Raw genomic sequence first — 22634 nt, forward strand, 5'->3', positions numbered from 1 at the left:
GATTCACATGGAACTCACCCAGGAGTACACCGACCTCATCGCAACGGTCCGCGACTTCGCGCAGACCGTGGTGGCGCCGGTGGCCGCGAAACACGATGCCGAGCACAGTTTTCCGTACGAGGTCGTCGCCCAGATGGGCAAGATGGGACTGTTCGGTCTCCCGTTCGAGGAAGAATACGGCGGTATGGGCGGCGACTACTTCGCCCTGTCGCTGGCGCTGGAGGAGCTCGGCAAGGTCGACCAGTCCGTCGCCATCACGCTCGAAGCCGGTGTGAGCCTGGGCGCCATGCCGATCTACCGCTTCGGTACCGAGGAGCAGAAGCAGCAGTATCTGCCCGAACTCACCGCCGGCACCGCACTCGCGGGATTCGGTCTCACCGAACCGGGTGCCGGGTCCGACGCCGGCGCCACCGCGACCACGGCTCGCGACGACGGCGACTCGTGGATCATCAACGGCGGCAAGCAGTTCATCACCAACTCCGGCACCGACATCACCTCGCTGGTGACCGTGACCGCGGTGACCGGTGTGAAGGACAACGGCAAGAAGGAGATCTCGACCATCATCGTGCCCACCGGGACACCGGGTTTCACCGCCGAGCCGGCCTACAACAAGGTCGGGTGGAACGCCTCGGACACGCATCCGCTGACCTTCACCGACGTACGCGTCCCCAAGGAGAACCTGCTGGGTGTGCGCGGACGGGGGTACGCCAACTTCCTGTCGATCCTCGACGAGGGGCGCATCGCGATCGCGGCCCTCGCGACCGGCGTAGCGCAGGGATGCGTCGACGAGAGCGTGAAGTACGCCAAGGAACGCCAGTCCTTCGGCAAGGCGATCGGCGAATACCAGTCGGTGTCCTTCGCCATCGCCCGGATGGAGGCCCGGGCCCATGTCGCCCGGACCGCGTACTACGACGCGGCGGCGAAGATGCTGGCGGGCAAGCCGTTCAAGAAGGAGGCCTCGATCGCGAAGATGATCGCCAGTGAGGCGGCGATGGACAACGCCCGGATGGCGACCCAGATCCACGGCGGCTACGGCTTCATGAACGACTATCCCGTCGCCCGGCATTACCGCGATTCGAAGATCCTCGAGATCGGCGAGGGCACCACCGAGGTGCAACTCATGCTGATCGCCCGCGAGCTGGGGTTCGCATGAGCGGCACGGCGGCGTCCGGATCGGACGCAAGCGGTGGCGCCGCGGGTCGTCGAATCGTGCAGCGGGGGCTGTGGTTCGAGGAGTTCGACGAGGGCACGATCTACGAGCACCGTCCCGGGCGCACCGTCACCGAGGCCGACAACGTGTTGTTCACGACGCTGACCATGAACACGCAGGCGCTCCATCTCGACGCCGCCTGGTCGGCGGAGCAGCCGGGTTTCGGCGGGCAGCGCCTGATCAATTCGATGTTCACCCTGTCGACGATCGTCGGCTTGTCGGTCTCGCAGCTCACCCAGGGCACCCTCGTGGCGAACCTGGGGTTCAGCGAGGTCGCGTTCCCGGCACCGCTGTTCGCGGGCGACACGCTCTACGCGGAGACCGAGTGCACCGGTAAACGCGAATCGCGGTCGCGCCCGGGCGAGGGCGTGGTGAACTTGACCCACGTCGGACGCAACCAGCACGGCGAGGTCGTCGCCCGCGCCGCACGAGCAACGCTGGTGCGCAGGCAACGGACGGAGTGACGACGATGTTCTTCGAGGATCCACCCGGCGGCCCGGTCGCGGGTTCCGGACTGGCGGGGCAACTCACCAACGCGTGGTTGCCGCCCGGGCCGGCCCTGCTGTTCTGCCCGGCCGACCGTCCGGAGCGATACCAGAAGGCCCTCGACCGCGCCGACGTGGTCATCATCGACCTCGAGGACGCGGTGTCGCCGGCCAACCGCGCGGCAGCCCGGGAGGCACTCGTCGCCCATCCCGTGGACCCGGATCGCACCATCGTGCGGATCAACCCGGCCGGCACCGGCGACTACCGGCGCGATCTCGCGGCCGTGGCGGAGACGAACTACCGGGTGGTGATGCAGGCCAAGGCCGAGGACGTCGCCTCGATCCTGGACACCGCGTTCCAGACGATCGCGTTGATCGAGACGCCGCTCGGCGCGACCCGGGCCCGGGACATCGCGGCGACCTCCAACTGCATCGGACTGATGTGGGGGGCAGAGGATCTCGTCGCCGGCCTGGGCGGAACGTCGAGCCGGTTCGGTCCCGGCGAATCCCGCCCCGGCGAGTACCGGGACGTCGCGAGCTGGGTGCGCTCGATGGTCCGCATCGCGGCCGCCGCGCACGGCAAGTTCGCCGTCGATTCGGTGCACCTCGACATCGACGACGTCGACGGACTCGTGGCCGAGGTCCGCGATGCGGTGGCACTGGGTTACACCGCCACCGCGTGTATCCACCCGTCTCAGGTCGATCACATCCGGGACGGTTACCGACCGTCCGACGAGGCGGTCGAATGGGCGCGCCGGATTCTCGACGGCGCCGCTGACCACGCGGGCGGGGTGTTCAGCCTCGACGGCCAGATGATCGACGGACCGGTTCTCCGCCAGGCCGAGGTCGTCCTCTCCCGCGTCAGCGATACGCGTCCCGATCCCGCCGGCGAGAACTGACCGAACATCCCCACCCCACCAGGGCAACACGCCCGACGACAGACCGGAGCAGAACATGAGCACCGAGGCTCACCCGAAGCCTGCACACACGCGCGGTGAGGAGACACCGGCCCTGCTCGCCGAGACCATCGGCGCCACTCTGGCCCGCACCGTCGAGACCTACGGCGACCGAACCGCCCTGATCGATGCCGCGGCGCGACGGGAATGGCGGTATTCCGAGTTCCACCGAGACGTGCGTGCCGTCGCGGCCGGTTTGCTGCGACTGGGTGTGTCGGTCGGCGACCGAGTCGGACTGTGGTCGCCCAACCGGTTCGAATGGGTTCTGACGCAGTACGCCGCCGCCGAGATCGGTGCGATCCTGGTCAATCTCAACCCCGCCTATCGCCAGAACGAGATCGAGTACGCGCTGCAGCAGTCCGGGACGAGCGTCGTGCTGGCCGCCGAGAGTTTCAAGGACTCGGCGTACGCCTCGATGCTCGAGCAGGCGCGCCCGCGGTGTCCGGAACTGCGCGAGGTCGTGCTCTTCGACTCCCCGGGGTGGGACGCACTGTGCGCCGACGCGACTGCCGACGAACTCGAACGTGTCGCCGAGATCGCCGCGTCGCTGTCGCCCGACGACCCGATCAACATCCAGTACACCTCGGGTACAACGGGATTCCCGAAGGGTGCGACACTGTCGCACCGAAACATCGGGAACAACGGGTATCTCGTCGGCGAACTGCTGAACTACACCGCCGACGACCGGATCTGTCTCCCCGTGCCCTTCTACCATTGCTTCGGCATGGTGATGGGCAATCTCGCGGCCACGAGTCACGGTGCGGCGATGGTCATCCCGGCGCCGGCATTCGACCCGCGCGCCACCCTCGACGCGGTTGCGGAGTACCGCTGCACCAGTCTCTACGGCGTACCCACCATGTTCATCGCCGAACTCGATCTGCTCGACGACGGGCTCGACATCGACCTGTCGAGCCTGCGTACCGGCATCATGGCGGGGTCGCCGTGCCCGGAGTACGTCATGCGGCAGGTGGTCGACCGCATGCACATGCGCGAGGTGTCGATCTGTTACGGCATGACCGAGACGTCGCCGGTGTCGACGCAGACACGGGTCGACGATCCGCTGGAGTTGCGCGTCACCACCGTCGGCCGGGTCGGCCCGCACCTGGAGATCAAGATCGTCGACCCCGGCACCGGTGAGACCTCCGGACGCGGCGTGACGGGCGAATTGTGCACGCGCGGTTACTCGGTGATGACCGGATACTGGAACGAACCCGAGAAGACCACCGAGGCCATCGACGCCGACGGCTGGATGCACACCGGCGACCTCGCCGACATGGACGACAATGGATATGTCCGGATCACCGGGCGCATCAAGGACATGGTGATCCGCGGCGGGGAGAACATCTACCCGCGCGAGATCGAGGAGTTCCTCTACACCCATCCCGACATCCTCGACGCCCAGGTCATCGGCGTGCCCGACGAGAAGTACGGCGAAGAGCTGATGGCGTGGGTGCGCCTGCGCGACACCGCAACCGAATTCACCGCGGACGACCTGCGGGAGTTCGCCACCGGCAAGATCGCGCGACACAAGATCCCGCGGTATGTCCATGTGGTCGAGGAGTTCCCGATGACCGTCACCGGAAAGGTCCGCAAGGTGGCGATGCGGGACGAGGCGGTTTCGATTCTCGAGCAGCTGCGATGATGACCACCAGTGAGGCGGTGCGGACCGCGGACACTCAGATGAATCGCTTCGGGCGTTTCGTGCACGAGCGATTCGGGGTCGACACAAGCGAGTACGACACCCAATGGTCGTGGTCGGTGCGGCAACCGGCACAGTTCTGGCGTGCGGTCTGGGAATTCTTCGACCTCGACGCCCTCGCCGCGGAACCCCTCGATCCCGGGGACGAGGCGGTACTCGCCGACGACCGGATGCCCGGGGCCGTCTGGTTTCCGGACGTCCGCCTGAACTACGTCGATCAGATCCTGCGGCACGCCACTCTGCCCGGTGCCGCGATCGTCGGGATCGACGAGGCGGGGGAGCGTTCGGAGATCGCCTGGTCGGAGTTGCCGTCGCAGGTCGCCGGCCTGGCGTCGACACTCCGTGCGCACGGGGTGGGTCCCGGCGATGTGGTCGCCGCGTACCTGCCCGACATCCCCGAAGCCGTCATCGCCTTCCTCGCCACCGCGTCTCTCGGCGCGGTCTGGTCGGGATGCGGTCAGGACTATGCGCCGCAGGGCGCGGCCGGTCGCCTCGGTCAGCTCGCGCCGAAGGTGCTGTTCACCGCGGCCGGCTATCGCTACAACGGCAAGGTGGTCGACAAGCGCTCCGACAGTGCGGAGCTGGCGGGCCTCTTGCCGAACCTCGTCGCGCACATCACGATCGGAGCCATCGATCCGGGGTCGTCGACCGTCGACTACGCGCAGGCATGCAGCGGCGACCCCGGCGACTTCCGGCCGCTACAGGTGCCCTTCGACCATCCGTTGTGGGTGCTCTTCAGTTCCGGCACCACCGGACGGCCCAAGGGGATCGTCCACGGGCACGGCGGAGTTCTCCTCGAGCATCTGAAAGCCGGTGCCCTGCACGGTGATCTGTCTGCGGACGATGTGTTCTTCTGGCAGACGGCGCTCAGCTGGATGATGTGGAACTATCAGGTCGCCGGACTTCTCTGTGGTTCGCGGATCATCTGCTACAGCGGCTCGCCCCTGTACCCCGACGCCGACCGACTCTGGCAGATCGTCGACGACGAGCGGGTCACCTACTTCGGCACGAGTCCAGGTCAGTTGCAGGCGTCGCGAAAGGCGGGACTGGAGCCCGGGCGTCGGCACGATCTGAGCCGGCTGCGGACGCTCGGGAGCACCGGATCATCCCTCGCGGCAGATCTTTTCACCTGGGTCGACGACCACGTCCGGCCCGGCCTGCCCATCTCGTCGATCAGTGGCGGCACCGACATCGTCTCCGCGTTCGCCGGTGGCTCGACCGGCGAGCCGGTGGTGCCCGGTGAACTGTCGGTCCGTTACCTCGGTGTGGCGCTGGAGAGTTGGTCGCCCGCAGCCCGCCCGCTGGTGGGGGAGGTGGGCGAACTCGTCGTCACCGCCCCGATGCCGTCGATGCCGGTGAGCTTCTGGGACGATCCCGACGGTGCGCGATACCGCGCCGCGTACTTCGCCCACGAATGGGAGGGCGGGGCGTCGAAGCCGGTCTGGCGGCACGGCGACTGGGTGACCGTGACCGAACGCGGGTCGCTCGTGATTCACGGTCGTAGCGACGCGACGTTGAACCGTCACGGGATCCGGATGGGATCGGCCGACATCTACGAGGTCGTCGAAGCGCTCGACGAGATCGCGGAGGCGTTCGTGCTCGGTGTCGACGGACCGGGCGGCGCCTACTGGATGCCGCTGTTCGTCACCCTCGTCCCCGGCGCAACGCTCGACGATGACCTGATCGGCCGGATCGCGGCCTCGGTCCGCGACCGGCTCTCCAAACGCCATGTGCCCGACGAGGTCATCGAGGCCCCCGGAATCCCGCACACCCGGACGGGAAAGAAACTCGAGGTTCCGGTCACCGCGATTCTGGCCGGCCGATCCGAGGTCAACATCGACCCCAAGGCGGTCGACGACTATGCGCTGATCGACTGGTACGCCGAGCAGGGGCGCGCACACCGCTGGTGAGCACGGCCCATGGCCCGATGAGGGGGCCGCGTTGTGCAAGGGTCATGGGACCCGGCGGGCATGTGTACTAGCGTGGGGAACAGTTCTGCGCTCGTGGGGGGCGACGGCCGGACGCCGTCACCTCGACGCGACCCGCTGATCCAGACCGACCGACCCGACCCGACCAGGAGATCGCGATGACCTACCCACCCGGCGGCTACGGGCAACAGCAGCCCGAGTCCGGACAGTCTTACGGCCAGTACGGCAATCAGTCCGGCTACCCGCAATCCGGCGCCCACAACACCGGTCCGCAGGCGAGCCCCGCGCCCGGCTCCGACCAGTACGGCCAGGCGCAGCAATACGGTGGCCAGCAGGGTTACGGCCAGCAGTACGGGCAGGCCGGCCAGTCCTACGGGCAGGGACAGCCCGGTTACGGACAGAGCCCTGCGCAGGGCTATGGCGACCAGGGCTACGGCCAGCAGGGTTACGGCCAACCCGGGTACGGCCAGCAGGGCCATCAGGGCTACGGCCAGTACGGGTACTCCCAGCCGCCGGTCAAGCAGCCGAGCCAGGGACTCCCGGCCATCACCCCGGTGCTCCTCGCGGCCGCCATCGGCGCCTTCGGCCTCATCGTGCTCTTCAGCGGATTCCTGTCCGCGGCCGAGACCTATGACTTCGCGCTCAAGTTGTTCCAGACGCAGTACAACGCCCCGTACACGCTGATCAGCGTTGCCGGAATCCTCGCGCTCATCTCGCTGATCCCGGGCATCAAGGTGCCGGCGGCTCCGATCGTGGCGTCACTGGCGATCACCTCGTTCCTGATCACCCTGTTCCAGTTCCTCAACATCGACGACAACGGTGCCGGGGCGATCGTCCTGCTGATCTTCACCCTTCTGTCCGCGGTCCTCGCCGTCGTGTGGTTGCTCACCGATGCCGGCGTCATCAAGGTGGCACCCGCGGTGGGCGATGCCACCGCAGCCGTGGCCCCCGGCTCGTCCGCCGCGACGCAGTCCGACACCGGTGCGCATCAGCAGACGGGCGGATACGGCGACGCGCAGACCACTGCCTACGGCACCGGGAGCGCGCAGGCGCAGTACGGCCAGCAGGCATCGGCCAACTACGACCCGTCGGCCTACTCGCAGTCGTCGGGTGCGTCGACGACCGGTCAGAGCGGATACTCCGCCGGAACGGGGGAGTCGTCGGCGTCGGCCGCCGGTGCGGCCTCCGGACACGGCGAATCGGGCTACGGCGACTACCGCCCCGGCCAGTACGGGGCCGGCGCCTCGGGTGCATCCCCTTCCGCACCCGGCGCCTCCGCGAGCCCCGCGGGCACCGACACCCCGGCCGGAGACCACTCCACCACGGTCTTCCAGAAGCCGGAGCCGCCCACCGGAAGCGGCAACTGACCCCTCGCACTCGGTGCCCCGTCGACCATCGGTCGGCGGGGCACTGTGTTTCGCCGTCGGCCGAGCCGGCCCCGCCGGTCGGGCCGGTGCGAAGCCGCTCGGTGAGCTGTCTCCCTTTCGCGGCTCACTCGGCGCGTCTACGACGGCGTCGGCCGGGACCGTGTCAGGCTCATGACGATGCCTTCCCTCAAGCCGGACCCGACCACGGACAATCTGGCGTCGCAGCTTCGTAACCTGCGGCGATCGCGTCGTGCGCAGCGCACGGCGGCCGAGGGTTCGGCCCGCCAGCTCGCGGTGGTGGCGTTCACCGTTCCCGCGATCGCGCTGGTGACCCTGATCGTCGTCATGCTTGCGGTGCTGCTCGTGGCCGGCAGCGGCCTGACCGGACTCCCGAGCGCGATCGCCTCGGGTTGGTTGGCCATCCACCAGGTGCCGGTGACGATCAGCGGGGTCACCGTCGGCGTGCTGCCGCTGTTGCCGACACTGATCGTCGCCGCCGGTACGGCCCGGCTGACGGCTCGGGCCGTCTCGATCGGCACGAACTCGGCCGAACGCGATCGGCACGATCTGTTCGACCTGGGGGCCGTCGTCTTCTCGGCGGTGATCGGCCCGGTGCTGATCACCGCGATGTCGTTGGCCGTCGTGATGGACGGTGGATCGGTCCTGCCGATCCAGACGCCCAGCGCGCTCGTCGCGTTCCTGTACACGCTGGGCGTGCATGGTGGCGCCGCCCTGGCCGGGATCGTGTGGAGTCGACGCCGGGACTTCGCGGTCCGTGGGCGCGTCTCCCACGCCGATCGTCGAGGCTTCCGATACGGACTGGTCGCGGCACTGATGCTGCTCGTCGCCGGCGCCGTACTCGTGTGCCTGCGCATGCTGATGCGGCACGGGCAGATCGGTGAGCTGATCGAGACCGGTTACGACTTCGACGGATTCCTGGGACTCTGCCTGCTCTCGGTGCTGTATCTCCCGAACGTGATGGTCGCCGCGATGGCGGTGCTCGTCGGTTCCGACGTGCAGCTCGGCGCGATGACGGTCGATCTGTTCACGGTTCGCGGTGGCGCCGTGCCGCCGGTCCCGGTGCTCGCGGTCCTGCCCGACGGGCCGGGCGCCGGAGCCTGGGGATTCGTCGGTCTGCTCGTGCCGGCCGGCGTCGCGGGCTTCGTCGGCTGGCGATGCCGAGACCTCGATCCCATGGCTCATGTGCGTTCGGTGGGAGTCGCCGCGGCGGTGGCGGCCTCGGCGGTCGCCGTCCTGACCGTCGCGGCGGGCGGCACGCTCGGGGAGTTCGGTGACGTCGCCGTCACCGTGTCGGCGGCCGGGGTCTTCACGCTGGGCTGGATCGCGGTCGTCGGCCTGCTGATCGTGCTGGTGTACGCCTTCCTGCCGTCGACCCGCGCAGCCCGCCTCGCCGTCGGCGACGAGTACTTCGACGACCCGCTCGATCCCGGTTACGAGGACGAGTACGTCATCGTCACCGATCTGGACGAGGACGATGAGTACGCGGAGTACTCCGAGTTCGACGACGGTGACTACGAGGATGCCGATCACGACGGCTACGAGTACGACGACGAGGTTGTCGACGACGAGCCCCGCGACGACGAACCTCTCGACGATGCCGATGCACGCGACGACGGTTCCGTGGTCGCCGACTCTCCGTCCGGTTCCGAACCGGCGGCGAACCGCGTGTACGACGACGATCTCGATGAGACCGATCTCGCCGACGATGCGGACTACGACCTCTATCCCGGCTCGCACGGCACGTCCCGGCAACGCTGAGGCGAACCCCGCCGGCAGGGCGCCCGGTGTGCGGCCGTCCCGACGGCGTCGCACCCGGCTCGGGTGGCGCAACGTGCGGCGATTAGTCTCGACGACGTGACATCCCCGACGGCACCCGGCCGCACCCCGCTGGTGGTGATGGCGTCGGGCACCGGTTCGCTGTTGGAGTCGCTGATCGCGCGCGGTGGCGCCGAGGATGCCCCGTTTCGGGTTGCGGCGATCGTCGTCGACCGTGTGTGCCGCGCGCAAGAGGTCGCGCAGCGCAACGAGATCCCGCTCATCACCTGCCGTGTCGCCGACCACGCCGACCGCGCGACGTGGGATCGTGCGCTGACCGAGCAGGTCGCCGCGATCGGACCGGAGTGGGTGGTGACCGCCGGGTTCATGAAGATCCTCGGCCCGGCCTTTCTCGGACGGTTCGGTGGACGTGTCGTCAACAGTCACCCGGCGCTACTGCCGGCCTTCCCGGGCGCCCACGGTGTCGCCGACGCACTCGACTACGGCGTCAAGGTCACCGGCGCGACGGTCCACCTGGTCGACGAGGGCGTGGACACCGGTCCGATCCTCGCCCAGCAGGTGGTCACCGTCGATGACGACGACACCGCCGACACCCTGCACGAGCGAATCAAGACGGTCGAGCGCGTGTTGCTCGCCGACGTGGTGGCCGCACTGGTCACCAGAGGAGTAGTCATCGATGGACGAAAGGCCCGCATCCCGTGAACGCACACAGCCCTGACAGTTCTCGTCGACCGATTCGGCGCGCGCTGGTGAGTGTCTACGACAAGAGCGGTCTGACCGATCTCGCGACGGCGCTCCATGCGGCCGGGGTGGAGATCGTGTCCACCGGATCGACCGCGAAGACCATCGCAGGCGCGGGTGTCCCGGTCGTCGAGGTGTCGACGCTGACCGGCTTCCCCGAATGTCTCGACGGGCGCGTCAAGACCTTGCACCCGAAGGTCCACGCGGGCATCCTCGCCGACACCCGAAAGTCCGATCATGTCGCGCAGCTCGACGAGTTGGGCGTCGCCGCATTCGATCTCGTCGTCGTCAACCTCTACCCGTTCACCGCGACGGTGGCCTCGGGCGCGACGCCGGACGAGTGCATCGAGCAGATCGACATCGGCGGTCCGTCGATGGTGCGCGGCGCAGCCAAGAACCATCCGTCGGTCGCCGTCGTGGTCGATCCCGAGGACTATGCACGGGTGACCGAGGCCGTTGCCGCGGAGGGCTTCTCCCTCGCCGACCGGAAGAAGCTCGCGGCAAAGGCGTTCCGCCACACCGCCGACTACGACGTCGCGGTGGCGTCGTGGATGTCGAGCGTCGTTGCGCCCGAGGACGACTCGCAGTTCCCGGCGTGGGCCGGGGCGACCTGGACCCGCTCCGCGGTGCTGCGCTACGGCGAGAACCCGCACCAGGCGGCCGCGCTGTATGTCGGAAACGCCGGCGCCGGCGGGGTCGCGACCGCCGAGCAGCTCCACGGCAAGGAGATGAGCTACAACAACTACACCGACGCCGACGCCGCCTGGCGCGCCGCGTACGACTTCGATACCCCGGCGGTCGCGATCATCAAGCATGCGAACCCGTGTGGGATCGCCATCGGTGTCGACATCGCAGAGGCGCATCGGAAGGCGCATGCCTGCGATCCGATCAGCGCCTACGGCGGTGTCATCGCCGCGAATCGCGAGATCACCGTGGAGATGGCCGAGCAGGTCGCCGAGATCTTCACCGAGGTCATCGTCGCGCCCGGTTTCGCCGACGGCGCGCTCTCGGTCCTGACCCGGAAGAAGAACATCCGAGTACTGGTGGCCACCCCGCCGGCGGCGACCGGGATCGAGACCAAGCCGGTGTCGGGCGGACTGCTGATGCAGCAGCGTGACGTCCTCGACGCCGACGGTGACAATCCGGCCAACTGGAACCTCGTGGCCGGACCGCCGGCCGACAACCAGACTCTCGCCGACCTCGAATTCGCCTGGCGGGCATGTCGTTCGGTCAAGTCCAATGCCATTCTGCTCGCCTCCGACGGTGCGTCGGTCGGGGTCGGCATGGGGCAGGTCAACCGCGTCGACTCCGCGCATCTCGCCGTGCAGCGCGCGGGTGACCGAGCGGCAGGCAGCGTCGGGGCGTCGGATGCGTTCTTCCCCTTCCCGGACGGACTGCAGGTACTGCTGTCGGCCGGGGTGAAAGCCGTCGCCCAGCCCGGCGGATCGATTCGCGACAACGAGGTGATCGAGGCGGCCGATGAGGCGGGCGTGACGCTCTACCTCACCGGGGCGCGCCATTTCGCTCACTGAGCTCGCTCTACTGGTCGTCGCCGGGTTCGGCGCCGGCCTGATCGGCTACATCACCGGGCTGGCCTCGATCGTCAGCTATCCCGCGCTGCTCGCCGTCGGGCTCAGCCCGATCGCCGCCAACGTCACGAACACGGTCGCGCTGGTCGCCGTCGGGGTGGGGAGCACCGCACAGTCGGGACGCTCCCTCCTCGACGGTGACCGGCGACGTCTGATCATCGGCGCAGTCGCCTCGCTGATCGGTGGCACGGTCGGTGCGGTGCTGCTGCTCTCGACGCCGGCCGAGGCGTTCGAGGCCGTTGTGCCGTTCCTCGTGGCGATTGCCGCGGTCGCGCTACTCGTACAACCCGTCCTGCGACGTTGGGCGACCTCACACGTCGAACGCCCCTGGGTGTTCATCCTGGGATTGACGCTGATCTCGGTGTACGGCGGATACTTCGGCGCGGGGGCCGGGATCATGATCCTCGCGCTGATGCTCGTGGTGACCAGCGAACCACTGTGGCGCGCAGCATTGTCCAAATCGCTGTTCCTCGGCATCGCCAACACGGTCGCCGCCGTCGGATTCATGATCTGGGGACCCGTCGAGTGGTGGGCGGCGCTCGCCATGGCCGTCGGCTGCCTGGCCGGTGGATGGTGTGGTCCGCCCGTGGTGAAACGCCTACCGCCCGGACCACTTCGGATAGTGGTCGGAGTCTGCGGACTCGGCCTCGCGGGGTGGTTGGCGTTCAGCTGAGGCGTCGGCCTGGGGGACGACCGCAGCCGACAACCGCTGCCCCGCTGCTGCCTGATGCGGGAGAACCGCGGACTCGCCGGCACCCGCTGATGCCTGATGCGGGAGAACCGCGGACTCGCTGGCCCCCTCTGCTCCCTGAGGAGCGCACGGAGCTCGCGGAGGGCGCATCACGAAGGGGTCCGGTGGCCGAAGTTGCGGAACCCTTCGTGACGCTCGCAACCTGCGCGCCGCAGGGGAGTGGGGTGACGCAAGCAAGCCCACTCCACACCGAAACGGGCGTTCTTTCGTGGTCCCCGACTGCCGCCAGGGTGCGGTCATTCCAGGTGGCGGAGTGCGACCCCCGTCGCTCCCTGGAGATGTGGGGAGCGCTTTCTCTGTCGGGGCCGCAGTCTATCGGCCCACGGCGGTTGTCACCCGCTGATGCTCCAGGTGCGATGACGATTAGCGACGACGAGAATTGGCAGTGCGACCCGTTCCCGGCCCACGATTCGACCGGGAACGGAGCCGACTGCTGTGACACTGTCGAGTTGTCAAGGGACAGCTGCGGTCCCGGGCAAGGCCCGGGTGCGAAGGTGCTACGCGAAAGTGTGTGTGTGGGCAGAGTTCTGTTAATGGTGTGGTCAGGCGGCGTTGTCGAGTCGCATGGTGCGTCGGTTGTAGGCGGGTAGGGGTTTGCGGTGTGGGTCGATCGAGGCGGGTGGGACTAGCCATGGATGGCGGTCGAAGCCCATCACGATGTCCCACCCGTGGTGGTGGACTTGGGTGTGGCAGCGTTGGCAGAGCAGGCAGCCGTTGTCGAGGTCGGTGGGTCCGCCGTCGGCCCAGTGTGCGATGTGATGCACCTGGGTGTGTGACGGTGGTGCACCGCATTTGATGCAGCACTGGTCTCGCAGGATCGTCGCTCGCCTTAGGTGTGGTGGGAACAGCCGGTGGGTGTGTCCCATCTGCAGGGGTACGCCTTCAGCATCGAGGACGATTTCGGTCAGCGACCCGTCGCATGACAGCTGTTTCGCTGTTGCATGGCTGACGGATCCGGTCCAGGGCAGGGTGGCTGGGTCGGCGCCGGTGGCGGGGATTGTGAGCATGAGTTGTGTCCGTGGGGAACCAACGGTGTCGAGGGTGGCTCCGAGTGCTGCTTGGTCGAGGATCAGCTCGAAGGCGTCGGCGCGGCGCTGCTCGGCGGTGCGCCGATCCTGGGCGCCGTCGGGTTCGGGTCGCGGGCAGGATCGTTCGTCGATCATGGCCTGGAACTTTTCGCCGACGACTTGGGTGAGGTCGGCGCGGATGTCGATGCGTCCGTCGTCGGTGGTGTGGGCGCTGACTGTGTTCAAGGATGAGTCGTCGGCGGTGGGGATGCCGGTGTCGTCGGCGTCGGTGAGGGTGTTGCCGATGGTGCGGGCGTGTTGGAGGACTTGTGTCGGCGTTGCCCCGGAGAGTGCTTGGCCGAGGAGCTCGATTTCGTGCGCCGTCTTGTCTTCGTCGGAAAGAGGTGCCGAGCACCGCTTTTCAATGTGGTTCATTCCGCGGATGATGGCGTCGATGATTTCGGCGGTGAGTCGTCCGTCGGCGGCGTGACGAGCAAGCGTGGGGAGGGTGGGTAGGGCGTCGACGCTGCGCATGACGCGGTGGGCCGAGCTCGGTGCGTGCCCTGACTCGATCAGCATCTTCTTGGTGGTGCTCCCGACTTTCTGTGCGACGCCGAGTTCGTCGAGTTGTGCTGTGTGGGTGACGATCTGGTGGTCGGCGATATTGCGTATGAGTCGAAGTGTGTTCAGTGCGTCGAATGTTGCTGCGCCGGTGGGGTCGTCGGTGGGCGGGGTGGTCTCGATGAGGTGGTCGAGGAGAGTGGCGAGCTCTGGCATGTCTCCACTGTACGGGAACATTCGTTCGATTTCGAGGAAATTCCACAACCGATAATCACGAAATCATCGACTGTGCAGCGTATTTCGTCGACTGTGCGTCGTTTCCCGTTGACTATGCGTGGATCGTTCACATGGGTGAACTCCTGTCCCATCCGTCTCGGATTTGGCTCGCTGTCGAACAATGGAGTCCGGGATCTTCGGGCTGAATCTCGTTGCGAACCCTTCGAGGCTCGTCGCTTGCGCTCCTCGCACCTCAGGGGGCGGGGGAGGTCTCGTCGCTTGTGCTCCTCGCACCTCAGGGGGCGGGGGAGGTCTCGTCGCTTGCGCTCCTCGCACCTCAGGGGGCGGGGGAGGGCTCGTCGCTTGCGTTCCTCGGGGCGCGGAGGTGTCTTGTCGCGCACCTCGGTCGCGAAGGGGGTTTGTCGTTTCGCGCGGCTGAGCGTTTGTGAGACCCTGACCGTTCGGGGGGGTGAATTGATGACGAACAGCGAGACAGCTCGGCCGGGCGGAGGCGACGCCCGCGGTGAGACGCGGTTGAGACTCTTCGGTTTCGAGTACGACGGGTCCGGTTACTGCGCGGAGGTCCTCGACTATTCCGGATGCGATGTGACCACGGTGATCTCGGACGCCGATTACTTCTTCACCGATCAAGGGAAGTTGTGGTCGCTGGCTGTCGTCGAAAATCCGTCCGGTGGTGAGCGTCTGGAGTGGCTGTCGGGATACGACTATCGGCAGCCGGCTCGAACACAGGCCGCGCGGAGAACACGATCCGATATGCAGATGCGATACCTCGCCTCCCGCGCCGCAGGGTCGCGACCGGTGGTGCTCCCCGACGGACTCCGGCTCATCCGCATGTTCCCCGAGTGGGGCGCGGGGCCGCTATGGGAGAGCTTCACGGAGAACTATCCCGCCGACCCGTCGCGCTTGGGCCTCGACCCCGAGCTGGCAGCGGCGCTGACCCAGTGGAACGGCGCGTGGAACGCCCGACCACACGACGCCGACCTCGACGACGAACCGGCGTGGTCGGCCGCCGGACTGGCACTGCATGCTCGCGTCCAGTCCGCGCTGACCGGCGTTGCCGAGGTGGCCGCGCAGTTCGTGTTCTAGGCGATTCACACGGACGCGACCAGAGAAACCCCACGCCACAAGCACATCGCGCCGGATTTGTATGCATCCGGCGATAGTTTTCCTCTCGACGACGAAAACTCTGTTCGTGGGGGTTTGCGATGTCTAGACATGCACGGTGACCTTGTTTGTGGACATCACCCCGGAAGAAGCGGGTGGTGGGGCGGAGCGCACGTCGCCCGGTGGTTCTTCGCGCGTGCGATCACTGTTGACCCGGGTGGGACTCCCGCTGCTGTCGGTGGTGGTGTTCGCTGCGGTGTGGCAGCTCGTCGCCGTCAGCGGGATCTGGAGCGAGACCTTCGTGCCGCGTCTCGGCACGGTGTGGCAGGCCTTCGTCGACATGTCCACCACGCACGACGGCGTCCGCGGATACGCCGACTACTACTGGTGGGAACACCTGTACATGACCCTGCGCCGGGTCTTCGCCGGCGTGGCCATCGGTGTGATCCTCGGAGTCCTGCTCGGACTGGCGATGGGAACGGTGGTGTCGCTCCGGCGACTGCTCGAACCGTGGCTGACGTTCCTGCGCGCACTGCCGCCGCTGGCCTACTTCTTCCTGCTGGTCATCTGGCTCGGCATCGACGAGGCTCCCAAGATCACGCTGCTGGCCCTGGCCGCGCTGCCGCCTGCCGCGGTGGCGACCACCGCCGCGGTCAGTGCCGCGCCGGTGGGTCTCATCGAGGCGGCCCGCGCGCTCGGTGCGTCGCGGTCCGAGGTGATCCGCGACGTCGTCGTACCGTCGGCGCTGCCCGAGACCTTCACCGGTGTACGGCTTTCGGTCGGCATCGCCTACTCCTCGGTGGTCGCGGCCGAGCTGTTCAACGGCATTCCCGGAATCGGTGGCGTGGTCAAGGACGCCAGCAACTACAACAACACACCCGTCGTACTGGTCGGCATCATCGCCATCGGTCTGTCCGGACTGATCATCGACGGGCTCCTTCGAACAATCGAGCACCGAGTGGTGCCGTGGCGCGGAAAGGTCTGAGGGACATGAGAATCACACGCAGGGGGACCGGCTCGAGCCGGCTCGGGCGATCGAACGGACTGCGCTCGCGGTTCGGTGCGGTGCTCGGGGTGATCGCCGCGATGACGCTGATACTCGCCGGGTGCTCGGTCGACAACTCCGGCGACGACAGCAAGCCGACGATCCGGCTCGCCTACCAGTCCTTCCCGAGCGGCGACCTCATCGTCAAGAACAACGGCTGGCTCGAAGAGGCCCTGCCGGACTACAACATCAAGTGGACCAAGTTCGACTCCGGTGCCGACATCAACACCGCGTTCGTCGCCAAAGAGGTCGACTTCGCCGCCATCGGCTCCAGTCCGGTGGCCCGCGGACTGTCCGCGCCCTTGAACATCCCGTACCAGGTGGCCTTCGTCCTCGATGTCGCGGGCGACAACGAGGCGCTCGTCGCGCGCAACGGAACCGGGATCAACACCGTCGCCGACCTCAAGGGTAAGCGGGTGGCCACGGCATTCGCCTCCACCGCCCACTACAGCCTGCTCGCCGCGCTCGACCAGGCCGGCGTGAACCCGAAAGACGTGGACCTGATCGACCTGCAACCGCAGGCCTCGCTGGCCGCCTGGCAACGCGGCGACATCGACGCGGTCTACACCTGGCTGCCCACCCTCGACGAATTGCGCCAGGACGGAAAGACTCTCATCGCCAGTCGACAGTTGGCCACCGCCGGCAAGCCCACGCTCGACCTCGGGGTGGTCTCCAGTGACTTCGCCGCGGCGAACCCCGACGTCGTGAACACCTGGCGTCAGGTCCAGGCCCGGGCGCTGACCCTCATCAAGGACGACCCGCAGGCCGCGGCCGACGCCATCGCCGCGCAGCTGGGTACGACCCCGGAGGATGCGGCCAACCAGCTGAAGCAGGGCACCTACCTCACCGTCGCGGAGCTCACGAGTCCGACGTGGCTGGGCACGCAGGGCGACCCGGGCAATCTGTCCGAGAATCTGCACAGCGCAGCGGTGTTCCTCGCCGAGCAGCAGCAGATCCCCGCGGCCCCGCCGATCGAGACCTTCCGAGATGCCATCTACACAGAGGGATTGCCGGGTGTCCTCGAGCAGCAGTAGCCAGATCGTCGACACCGGACGCTCCGCGGGTGAGCGCGGCGCGATCCGCCTGCACAACGTGTCCCAGCGGTATGGGACGGGTGCGGACGCGGTGACCGCGGTCGGCCCGGTCGATCTCGACGTCCCGCCGGGGGAGTTCCTGGTGCTGGTGGGTGCATCCGGATGCGGCAAGTCCACCCTCCTGCGGCTGATCGCCGGGTTCGAGCCCGCGACGTCGGGTGAGGTGGTGGTCTCGGGCGCTACCCCGGTGCCCGGGGTGTCCTCGGGTGTCGTGTTCCAGCAACCGCGTCTGTTCCCGTGGAAGACCGTGGGCGGCAACGTCGATCTCGCACTCAAGTATGCGAAGGTCCCGAAATCCGAACGGGCGGCGCGCCGGGACGAACTCCTCGAACGGGTCGGATTGGACGACACCGCCCACCGGCGCATCTGGGAGATCTCCGGCGGTCAGCAGCAGCGCGTCGCGATCGCCCGCGCGCTGGCGGCCGAGACCTCCCTGCTCCTGCTCGATGAGCCGTTCGCGGCGCTGGACGCACTGACGCGAGAACGGTTGCAGGAGGATGTGCGTGCGGTGAGTTCCGACAACGGACGCACCAACGTCTTCGTCACGCACAGCGCCGACGAGGCGGCCTTCCTGGGCAGCAGGATCGTCGTGCTCACCAAGCGTCCCGGACGTGTCGCGCTCGATCTCACCTCGCCGTTGCCGCGCACCGGCGTCGAACCCGAGGAGCTGCGGGGTTCGCCGGAGTACGCCGCGTTGCGCGCCGAGATCGGAGCCGCCGTGAAGGAAGCCGCAGTGGCCTGAGGCCCGCCCTTTTCCTCACCGTGGGCTCAACCCTGTCCGGCGGCGCGGCGGACGGATAGACAGTACGGGTGTCCACCACCACCGTTCCGCGCGCCACGAGGCCCGGTCGCTCATCGAGCGCTCCGGGGTCACATGGGGGTCCGGTCGGCGGTGGGAAGTGCACTCTCCACTCGATGAACTGGGCGGACGGCTCCCACCACGGTTCGCCGCCGGCGCACCCCGCTCCCACCCTCGCCTTCCTCGACCCGGAGAACGATCCTCATGACCACCACCGCACACCCCGTCGCCACCGCTTCCCGTACTGACGCCGGAACCATCTCCAGCGGAGTCGAATTCGACATCGACGAGTTCGGGCCGAGTTTCGGCGCCGAGATCCGCGGCGTCGACGTCGCATCCGCTTCCGATGCGCAGGTCGCCGCGCTTCGGCAGGCGCTGATCGACTACAAGGTCATCGTCCTGCGCGATCAGGATCTCGACGACGCGGCGCACATCCGATTCGGAAATCGATTGGGCGACCTCACCTTCGGGCACCCGGTGTGGAACAGCGGCGACGTCCCCAATGAGGTCTACTCGCTCGACAGCGCCGACAACGGATTCGCCGACGTCTGGCACACGGACGTCACCTTCATGCCGCGTCCGCCGATGGGCTCGATCCTCCGCCCAGTGGTGTTGCCGCGCAACGGTGGTGACACCAACTGGGCGGACGCCGAGCTCGCGTACCGGTCGCTGTCGGAGCCGATCCGCCGGATGATCGACGGACTCAGTGCGGTGCACGACGGCAACCGCGAGTTCGGTTACTACCTCAAGCAGCGACGCAACGGCCGCGGCAACACGTGGGACGGCGAAGAGGTCACCGAGCTGGTGCCGGTCACCCACCCGGTGGTGCGCATCCACCCCGAGACCGGACGGAAGTCGTTGTTCGTCAATCCCGGCTTCACCTCGCACATCGACGGTGTCTCCGAGGCGGAGAGCCGCGGCATCCTCGACCTGCTCTACGCGCATCTCACCAAGCCCGAGCACATCGTCCGGCACCGCTGGCGTCTGGGCGACCTCGTGCTGTGGGACAACCGGAACACGCTGCACTACGCGAACCGCGACTACGGCGATGCCCGCAGGGTGATGCATCGGATCACCCTGCGTGGCGAGGCGCCCATCGGGCCCGCCTGACCGCACCCACCCCCGACGACTCCCACCCTCGGCCCACCGGCCGGTCGTGGGAGTTGTCGTTTGCGGGGCCTGGGTTCTCTCCGAGCCGCCCCGGCGGCTATTCAACCAAAGGGTTGACAACGTCCCCGGAGGGGCGCACGATCGTATTCAACCAAACGGTTGAGGAGTTCGAATGGCAGACGAGTTGTCGAAGGTGTTCGCCGCACTCGCGGACCCCACCCGGCGTGACATGGTCGCGCGGCTGGCGGTCTCGGATGCGACGGTCAGCCAGCTCGCCGAGCCGTACGACGTCAGCATCCAGGCCGTCTCCAAGCATCTGAAGGTGCTCGAGGACGCCGGCATGGTGACCCGCACCCGGGAGGCCCAAACCCGTCCGGTCCATCTGGAAGCCGAGGTGTTCGACCTCATGACCAAGTGGATCGAGCGGTATCGGAAGCGGGCGGAGGAGCGCTACCAGCGTCTCGACGCGCTGCTCGCCGAGATGAACGACGGCCCCGAGGCCGACAATCCGACAGCGCCGGACCTCGAGGTCGAACAACCACTCCACAAGGAAGGAAAGGTGTCATGACCGCAACCCAGACCCGCTATCCCGAGGCCGCCATCGAAGCCGATCAGGAGGTGCCGCTGATCCGGATCACCCGCGACTTCCGCGGGACGCCCGCGCAGCTGATGAAGGCCCACACCGATCCCGAATTGTTCGTCCGGTGGGTCGGGCCGGAGGCGATCAGCAGCCGGATCGTCGAGTGGGACGTCCGTGACGGCGGCAGCTGGAGTTATGTCTCCACCCACGAGGGACAGGAGTTCGGATTCCGCGGCTGCTTCCACACCGTCGGCGAGGACAAGATCGTCCAGACGTTCACGTTCCTCGGCATGCCCGACGCGGTGTCGCTGGAGACCCTGTGGTTCGAGGACCTCGGTGACGGCACGACGCGACTCCACGCCCAATCCCTCTGCGACAGTTTCGAAGCCCGCGACGGCTGGCTCGCCTCCGGCATGGAGGTCGGCGTCAACGAGGGCTACGCCGCCCTCGACCGCATGCTGTCCGACGGCACGGTCTGAGTCCCCGGACATGACCATCGCAGACTTGGACGCCGCTGCGCGCCACCGTGATGTCGCCGCCGGTTTTGCGGACGTCGTCGCCGGCGTCACCGACTGGAACGCCCCGACGCCGGTCGACGGATGGGTGGCGCGCGACGTCGTCGCCCACCTCGTCGACTGGTTCACCGGGTTCCTCGCCGCCGGCGGCGTCGAGCTCCCGGCCGGACCGACCGTCGCCGACGACCCGGCCGGGGCGTGGTCGGCGCATGCGTCGGGGGTTCAGGCCCTTCTCGACGGACCGTCGGCCGAGGACACATTCACCCACCCGATGGCAGGCGAACACCGCCTCGCCGACGCGGTCGACCAGTTCTACACCGCCGACGTGTTCATGCACACCTGGGATCTCGCGCGATCGCAGGGACTGACACCCGACCTCGACGCGGCATTCGCGCGACGCCTCCTCGACGGCATGGCGTCCATCGACGAGATGTTGCGCAGCTCGGGCCAGTATGGCCCGAAGGTCGAGGTGCCCGACGATGCCGACGTGGTGAGCCGGCTGATGGGCTTCATCGGACGCGACCCGGCCTGGACGCCCGCTCCTGCCGGGTAGGCGACCGCAACGGCGCAGACGCAGATCCCAACTCGGAGTAGCGTGGATCAGGTGCCAGAGGACAACGTCACCACCCATGGTTCTCAATCGACCGAAACCCGCCACCCGTCGCCCCGGACCCTCGGCGAACTCCGTGCCAGCGGCCACGTGCAGCGCAGCATCCGCGACGAGATCCGCAACAACCTGTTGTCGGCGCTCCGCGCGGGCCGCGACCCCTGGCCCGGCATCGTGGGCTTCGAGGCGACCGTCATCCCGCAACTCGAGCGTGCGCTGATCGCAGGCCACGACGTCGTGATGCTCGGCGAGCGCGGCCAGGGCAAAACGCGCATCCTGCGCACGCTCGTCGGCCTACTCGACGAGTGGACGCCGGTGATCACGGGTTCGGAGCTGGGGGAGCACCCGTATGAGCCGATCACCCCGGGGTCGATCCGGAAGGCTGCCAACCTCCTCGACGACCTGCCGATCGAATGGCGGCACCGTTCCCAGCGATACAGCGAGAAGCTGGCGACGCCGGACACCTCGGTCGCCGATCTCGTCGGCGACATCGACCCGATGAAGGTGGCCGAAGGGCGGAGTCTCGGCGACCCGGAGACCATCCACTTCGGGCTCATCCCGCGCGCGCATCGCGGCATCGTCGCCATCAACGAGCTGCCCGACCTCGCCGAACGCATCCAGGTGTCCATGCTCAACGTGATGGAGGAGCGCGACATCCAGGTCCGCGGCTACACGCTGCGCCTGCCGCTCGACGTCCTCGTGATGGCCAGCGCCAACCCGGAGGACTACACCAACCGCGGTCGCATCATCACCCCGCTCAAGGACCGCTTCGGCGCCGAGATCCGCACGCACTACCCGCTCGAGCTCGACGACGAGGTGTCGGTCATCGAGCAGGAGGCCGACCTCACCGCCAGCGTCCCGACGTTCATCACCGAGATCCTGGCGCGGTTCACCCGCTACGCCCGCGATCATCCCTCGATCGACCAGCGCTCGGGGGTCTCGGCCCGATTCTCCATCGCCGGCGCCGAAACCGTTGCCGCGGCCGCACTTCACCGTGCGACCGTCACCGGGGAGGACCAGGCGGTCGCACGCGTCGTCGATCTGGAGTCGGTGATCGAGGTGCTGCGCGGCAAGATCGAGTTCGAGTCCGGTGAAGAGGGTCGTGAACTGGAGATCCTCGAACACCTGATGCGCAAGTCCATCGCCGACGCGGTGCGGGCACATCTGGGCGGAATCGACATGGCGCCGTTGGTCTCCGCGCTCGAAGAGGGCGAACCGGTCGTGACCGGCGATCGCGTGCGGGCGGGTGACCTGCTGGAGTCCATCCCGTCGCCCGACACCACTGCGTCAGTCCTCGACCAGATCGCCGATCGGCTGGAGGCCGACAGCGAGGGGGAGCGGGCCAGCGCCGTCGAATTGGCCCTCGAGGGCCTGTTCCTGGCTCGTCGCATCGGCAAAGAGGCCGACGAGACCGGACAGACGATCTACGGCTGAACGCGCCGCTAGGACAAC

Annotated in this window: 20 protein-coding genes; 19 read left to right on the plus strand and 1 reads right to left on the minus strand. The window is 67.8% G+C overall.

Annotated elements, in window-relative coordinates:
* Positions 1-7 precede the first annotated feature (7 nt).
* The 10 genes from MHN80_RS18275 (at position 8) to MHN80_RS18320 (ending at position 12445) form a co-directional block, all read left to right on the plus strand.
* Positions 8-1153, plus strand: a complete 1146-nt coding sequence (locus MHN80_RS18275) for an acyl-CoA dehydrogenase family protein (protein ID WP_239402901.1) — start codon at positions 8-10, stop codon at positions 1151-1153.
* Positions 1150-1674, plus strand: a complete 525-nt coding sequence (locus MHN80_RS18280) for a MaoC family dehydratase (protein WP_239402902.1) — start codon at positions 1150-1152, stop codon at positions 1672-1674. The genes MHN80_RS18275 and MHN80_RS18280 overlap by 4 nt, the downstream gene beginning before the upstream one ends.
* 5 nt (positions 1675-1679) lie before the next feature.
* Positions 1680-2594 carry a CoA ester lyase gene (locus MHN80_RS18285; RefSeq protein WP_239402903.1) on the plus strand — a complete coding sequence of 305 codons (915 nt, stop codon included), beginning with the start codon at positions 1680-1682 and terminating at the stop codon, positions 2592-2594.
* Between the two features lie 55 nt (positions 2595-2649).
* Positions 2650-4293, plus strand: coding sequence for an AMP-binding protein (locus tag MHN80_RS18290; protein WP_239402904.1), 1644 nt, complete (start codon positions 2650-2652; stop codon positions 4291-4293).
* Positions 4293-6260, plus strand: a complete 1968-nt coding sequence (locus MHN80_RS18295; RefSeq protein WP_239402923.1) for an acetoacetate--CoA ligase — start codon at positions 4293-4295, stop codon at positions 6258-6260. The genes MHN80_RS18290 and MHN80_RS18295 overlap by 1 nt, the downstream gene beginning before the upstream one ends.
* Before the next feature lie 176 nt (positions 6261-6436).
* Positions 6437-7645 (plus strand): DUF5336 domain-containing protein, encoded by a 1209-nt coding sequence (locus MHN80_RS18300; protein ID WP_239402905.1) that lies wholly within the window; start codon positions 6437-6439, stop codon positions 7643-7645.
* 177 nt (positions 7646-7822) lie between these two features.
* The gene (locus MHN80_RS18305; protein ID WP_239402906.1) at positions 7823-9424 is read left to right on the plus strand and encodes a DUF6350 family protein; all 1602 of its coding nucleotides are present in this window, start codon (positions 7823-7825) and stop codon (positions 9422-9424) included.
* Between the two features lie 96 nt (positions 9425-9520).
* Complete coding sequence (gene purN / locus MHN80_RS18310) at positions 9521-10144, plus strand: phosphoribosylglycinamide formyltransferase (RefSeq protein WP_239402907.1); 624 nt, start codon at positions 9521-9523, stop codon at positions 10142-10144.
* Complete coding sequence (purH, locus tag MHN80_RS18315; protein WP_239402908.1) at positions 10141-11715, plus strand: bifunctional phosphoribosylaminoimidazolecarboxamide formyltransferase/IMP cyclohydrolase; 1575 nt, start codon at positions 10141-10143, stop codon at positions 11713-11715. Before purN ends, purH begins: the two co-directional genes overlap by 4 nt.
* Positions 11702-12445, plus strand: coding sequence for a sulfite exporter TauE/SafE family protein (locus MHN80_RS18320; RefSeq protein ID WP_081486988.1), 744 nt, complete (start codon positions 11702-11704; stop codon positions 12443-12445). The genes purH and MHN80_RS18320 overlap by 14 nt, the downstream gene beginning before the upstream one ends.
* Before the next feature lie 620 nt (positions 12446-13065).
* Here MHN80_RS18320 and MHN80_RS18325 read toward each other — a convergent pair.
* Positions 13066-14328 (minus strand): HNH endonuclease signature motif containing protein, encoded by a 1263-nt coding sequence (locus tag MHN80_RS18325; protein ID WP_239402909.1) that lies wholly within the window; start codon positions 14326-14328, stop codon positions 13066-13068.
* Between the two features lie 456 nt (positions 14329-14784).
* Between MHN80_RS18325 and MHN80_RS18330 the strand changes: the two genes are divergently transcribed.
* From MHN80_RS18330 to MHN80_RS18370, 9 genes are all read left to right on the plus strand, one after another.
* A complete protein-coding gene (locus tag MHN80_RS18330; protein WP_239402910.1) occupies positions 14785-15414 on the plus strand; it encodes a hypothetical protein in 630 nt (209 codons plus the stop codon).
* A 136-nt stretch (positions 15415-15550) separates the two neighbouring features.
* A complete protein-coding gene (locus MHN80_RS18335) occupies positions 15551-16417 on the plus strand; it encodes an ABC transporter permease (protein ID WP_033203691.1) in 867 nt (288 codons plus the stop codon).
* A 5-nt stretch (positions 16418-16422) separates the two neighbouring features.
* Positions 16423-17511, plus strand: coding sequence for an ABC transporter substrate-binding protein (locus tag MHN80_RS18340; RefSeq protein ID WP_374206389.1), 1089 nt, complete (start codon positions 16423-16425; stop codon positions 17509-17511).
* A complete protein-coding gene (locus MHN80_RS18345; RefSeq protein ID WP_239402911.1) occupies positions 17492-18313 on the plus strand; it encodes an ABC transporter ATP-binding protein in 822 nt (273 codons plus the stop codon). Before MHN80_RS18340 ends, MHN80_RS18345 begins: the two co-directional genes overlap by 20 nt.
* A 261-nt stretch (positions 18314-18574) precedes the next feature.
* Positions 18575-19480 carry a TauD/TfdA family dioxygenase gene (locus tag MHN80_RS18350; protein ID WP_004020072.1) on the plus strand — a complete coding sequence of 302 codons (906 nt, stop codon included), beginning with the start codon at positions 18575-18577 and terminating at the stop codon, positions 19478-19480.
* A 172-nt stretch (positions 19481-19652) separates the two neighbouring features.
* Positions 19653-20048 (plus strand): helix-turn-helix transcriptional regulator, encoded by a 396-nt coding sequence (locus tag MHN80_RS18355; protein WP_239402912.1) that lies wholly within the window; start codon positions 19653-19655, stop codon positions 20046-20048.
* Entirely contained in the window at positions 20045-20539 is a 495-nt protein-coding gene (locus tag MHN80_RS18360) for an SRPBCC domain-containing protein (protein WP_004020069.1), read from the plus strand. Before MHN80_RS18355 ends, MHN80_RS18360 begins: the two co-directional genes overlap by 4 nt.
* A 10-nt stretch (positions 20540-20549) precedes the next feature.
* Entirely contained in the window at positions 20550-21128 is a 579-nt protein-coding gene (locus MHN80_RS18365; protein ID WP_064571212.1) for a maleylpyruvate isomerase family mycothiol-dependent enzyme, read from the plus strand.
* A 42-nt stretch (positions 21129-21170) separates the two neighbouring features.
* On the plus strand, positions 21171-22616 hold the full coding sequence (locus MHN80_RS18370; RefSeq protein WP_239402913.1) for a sigma 54-interacting transcriptional regulator: 1446 nt from the start codon (positions 21171-21173) through the stop codon (positions 22614-22616).
* The last annotated feature ends 18 nt before the right edge of the window (positions 22617-22634 follow it).

The sequence above is a fragment of the Gordonia sp. McavH-238-E genome (genome assembly GCF_022348225.1).
In the GTDB taxonomy this organism is placed as follows: Bacteria; Actinomycetota; Actinomycetes; order Mycobacteriales; family Mycobacteriaceae; genus Gordonia; species Gordonia terrae.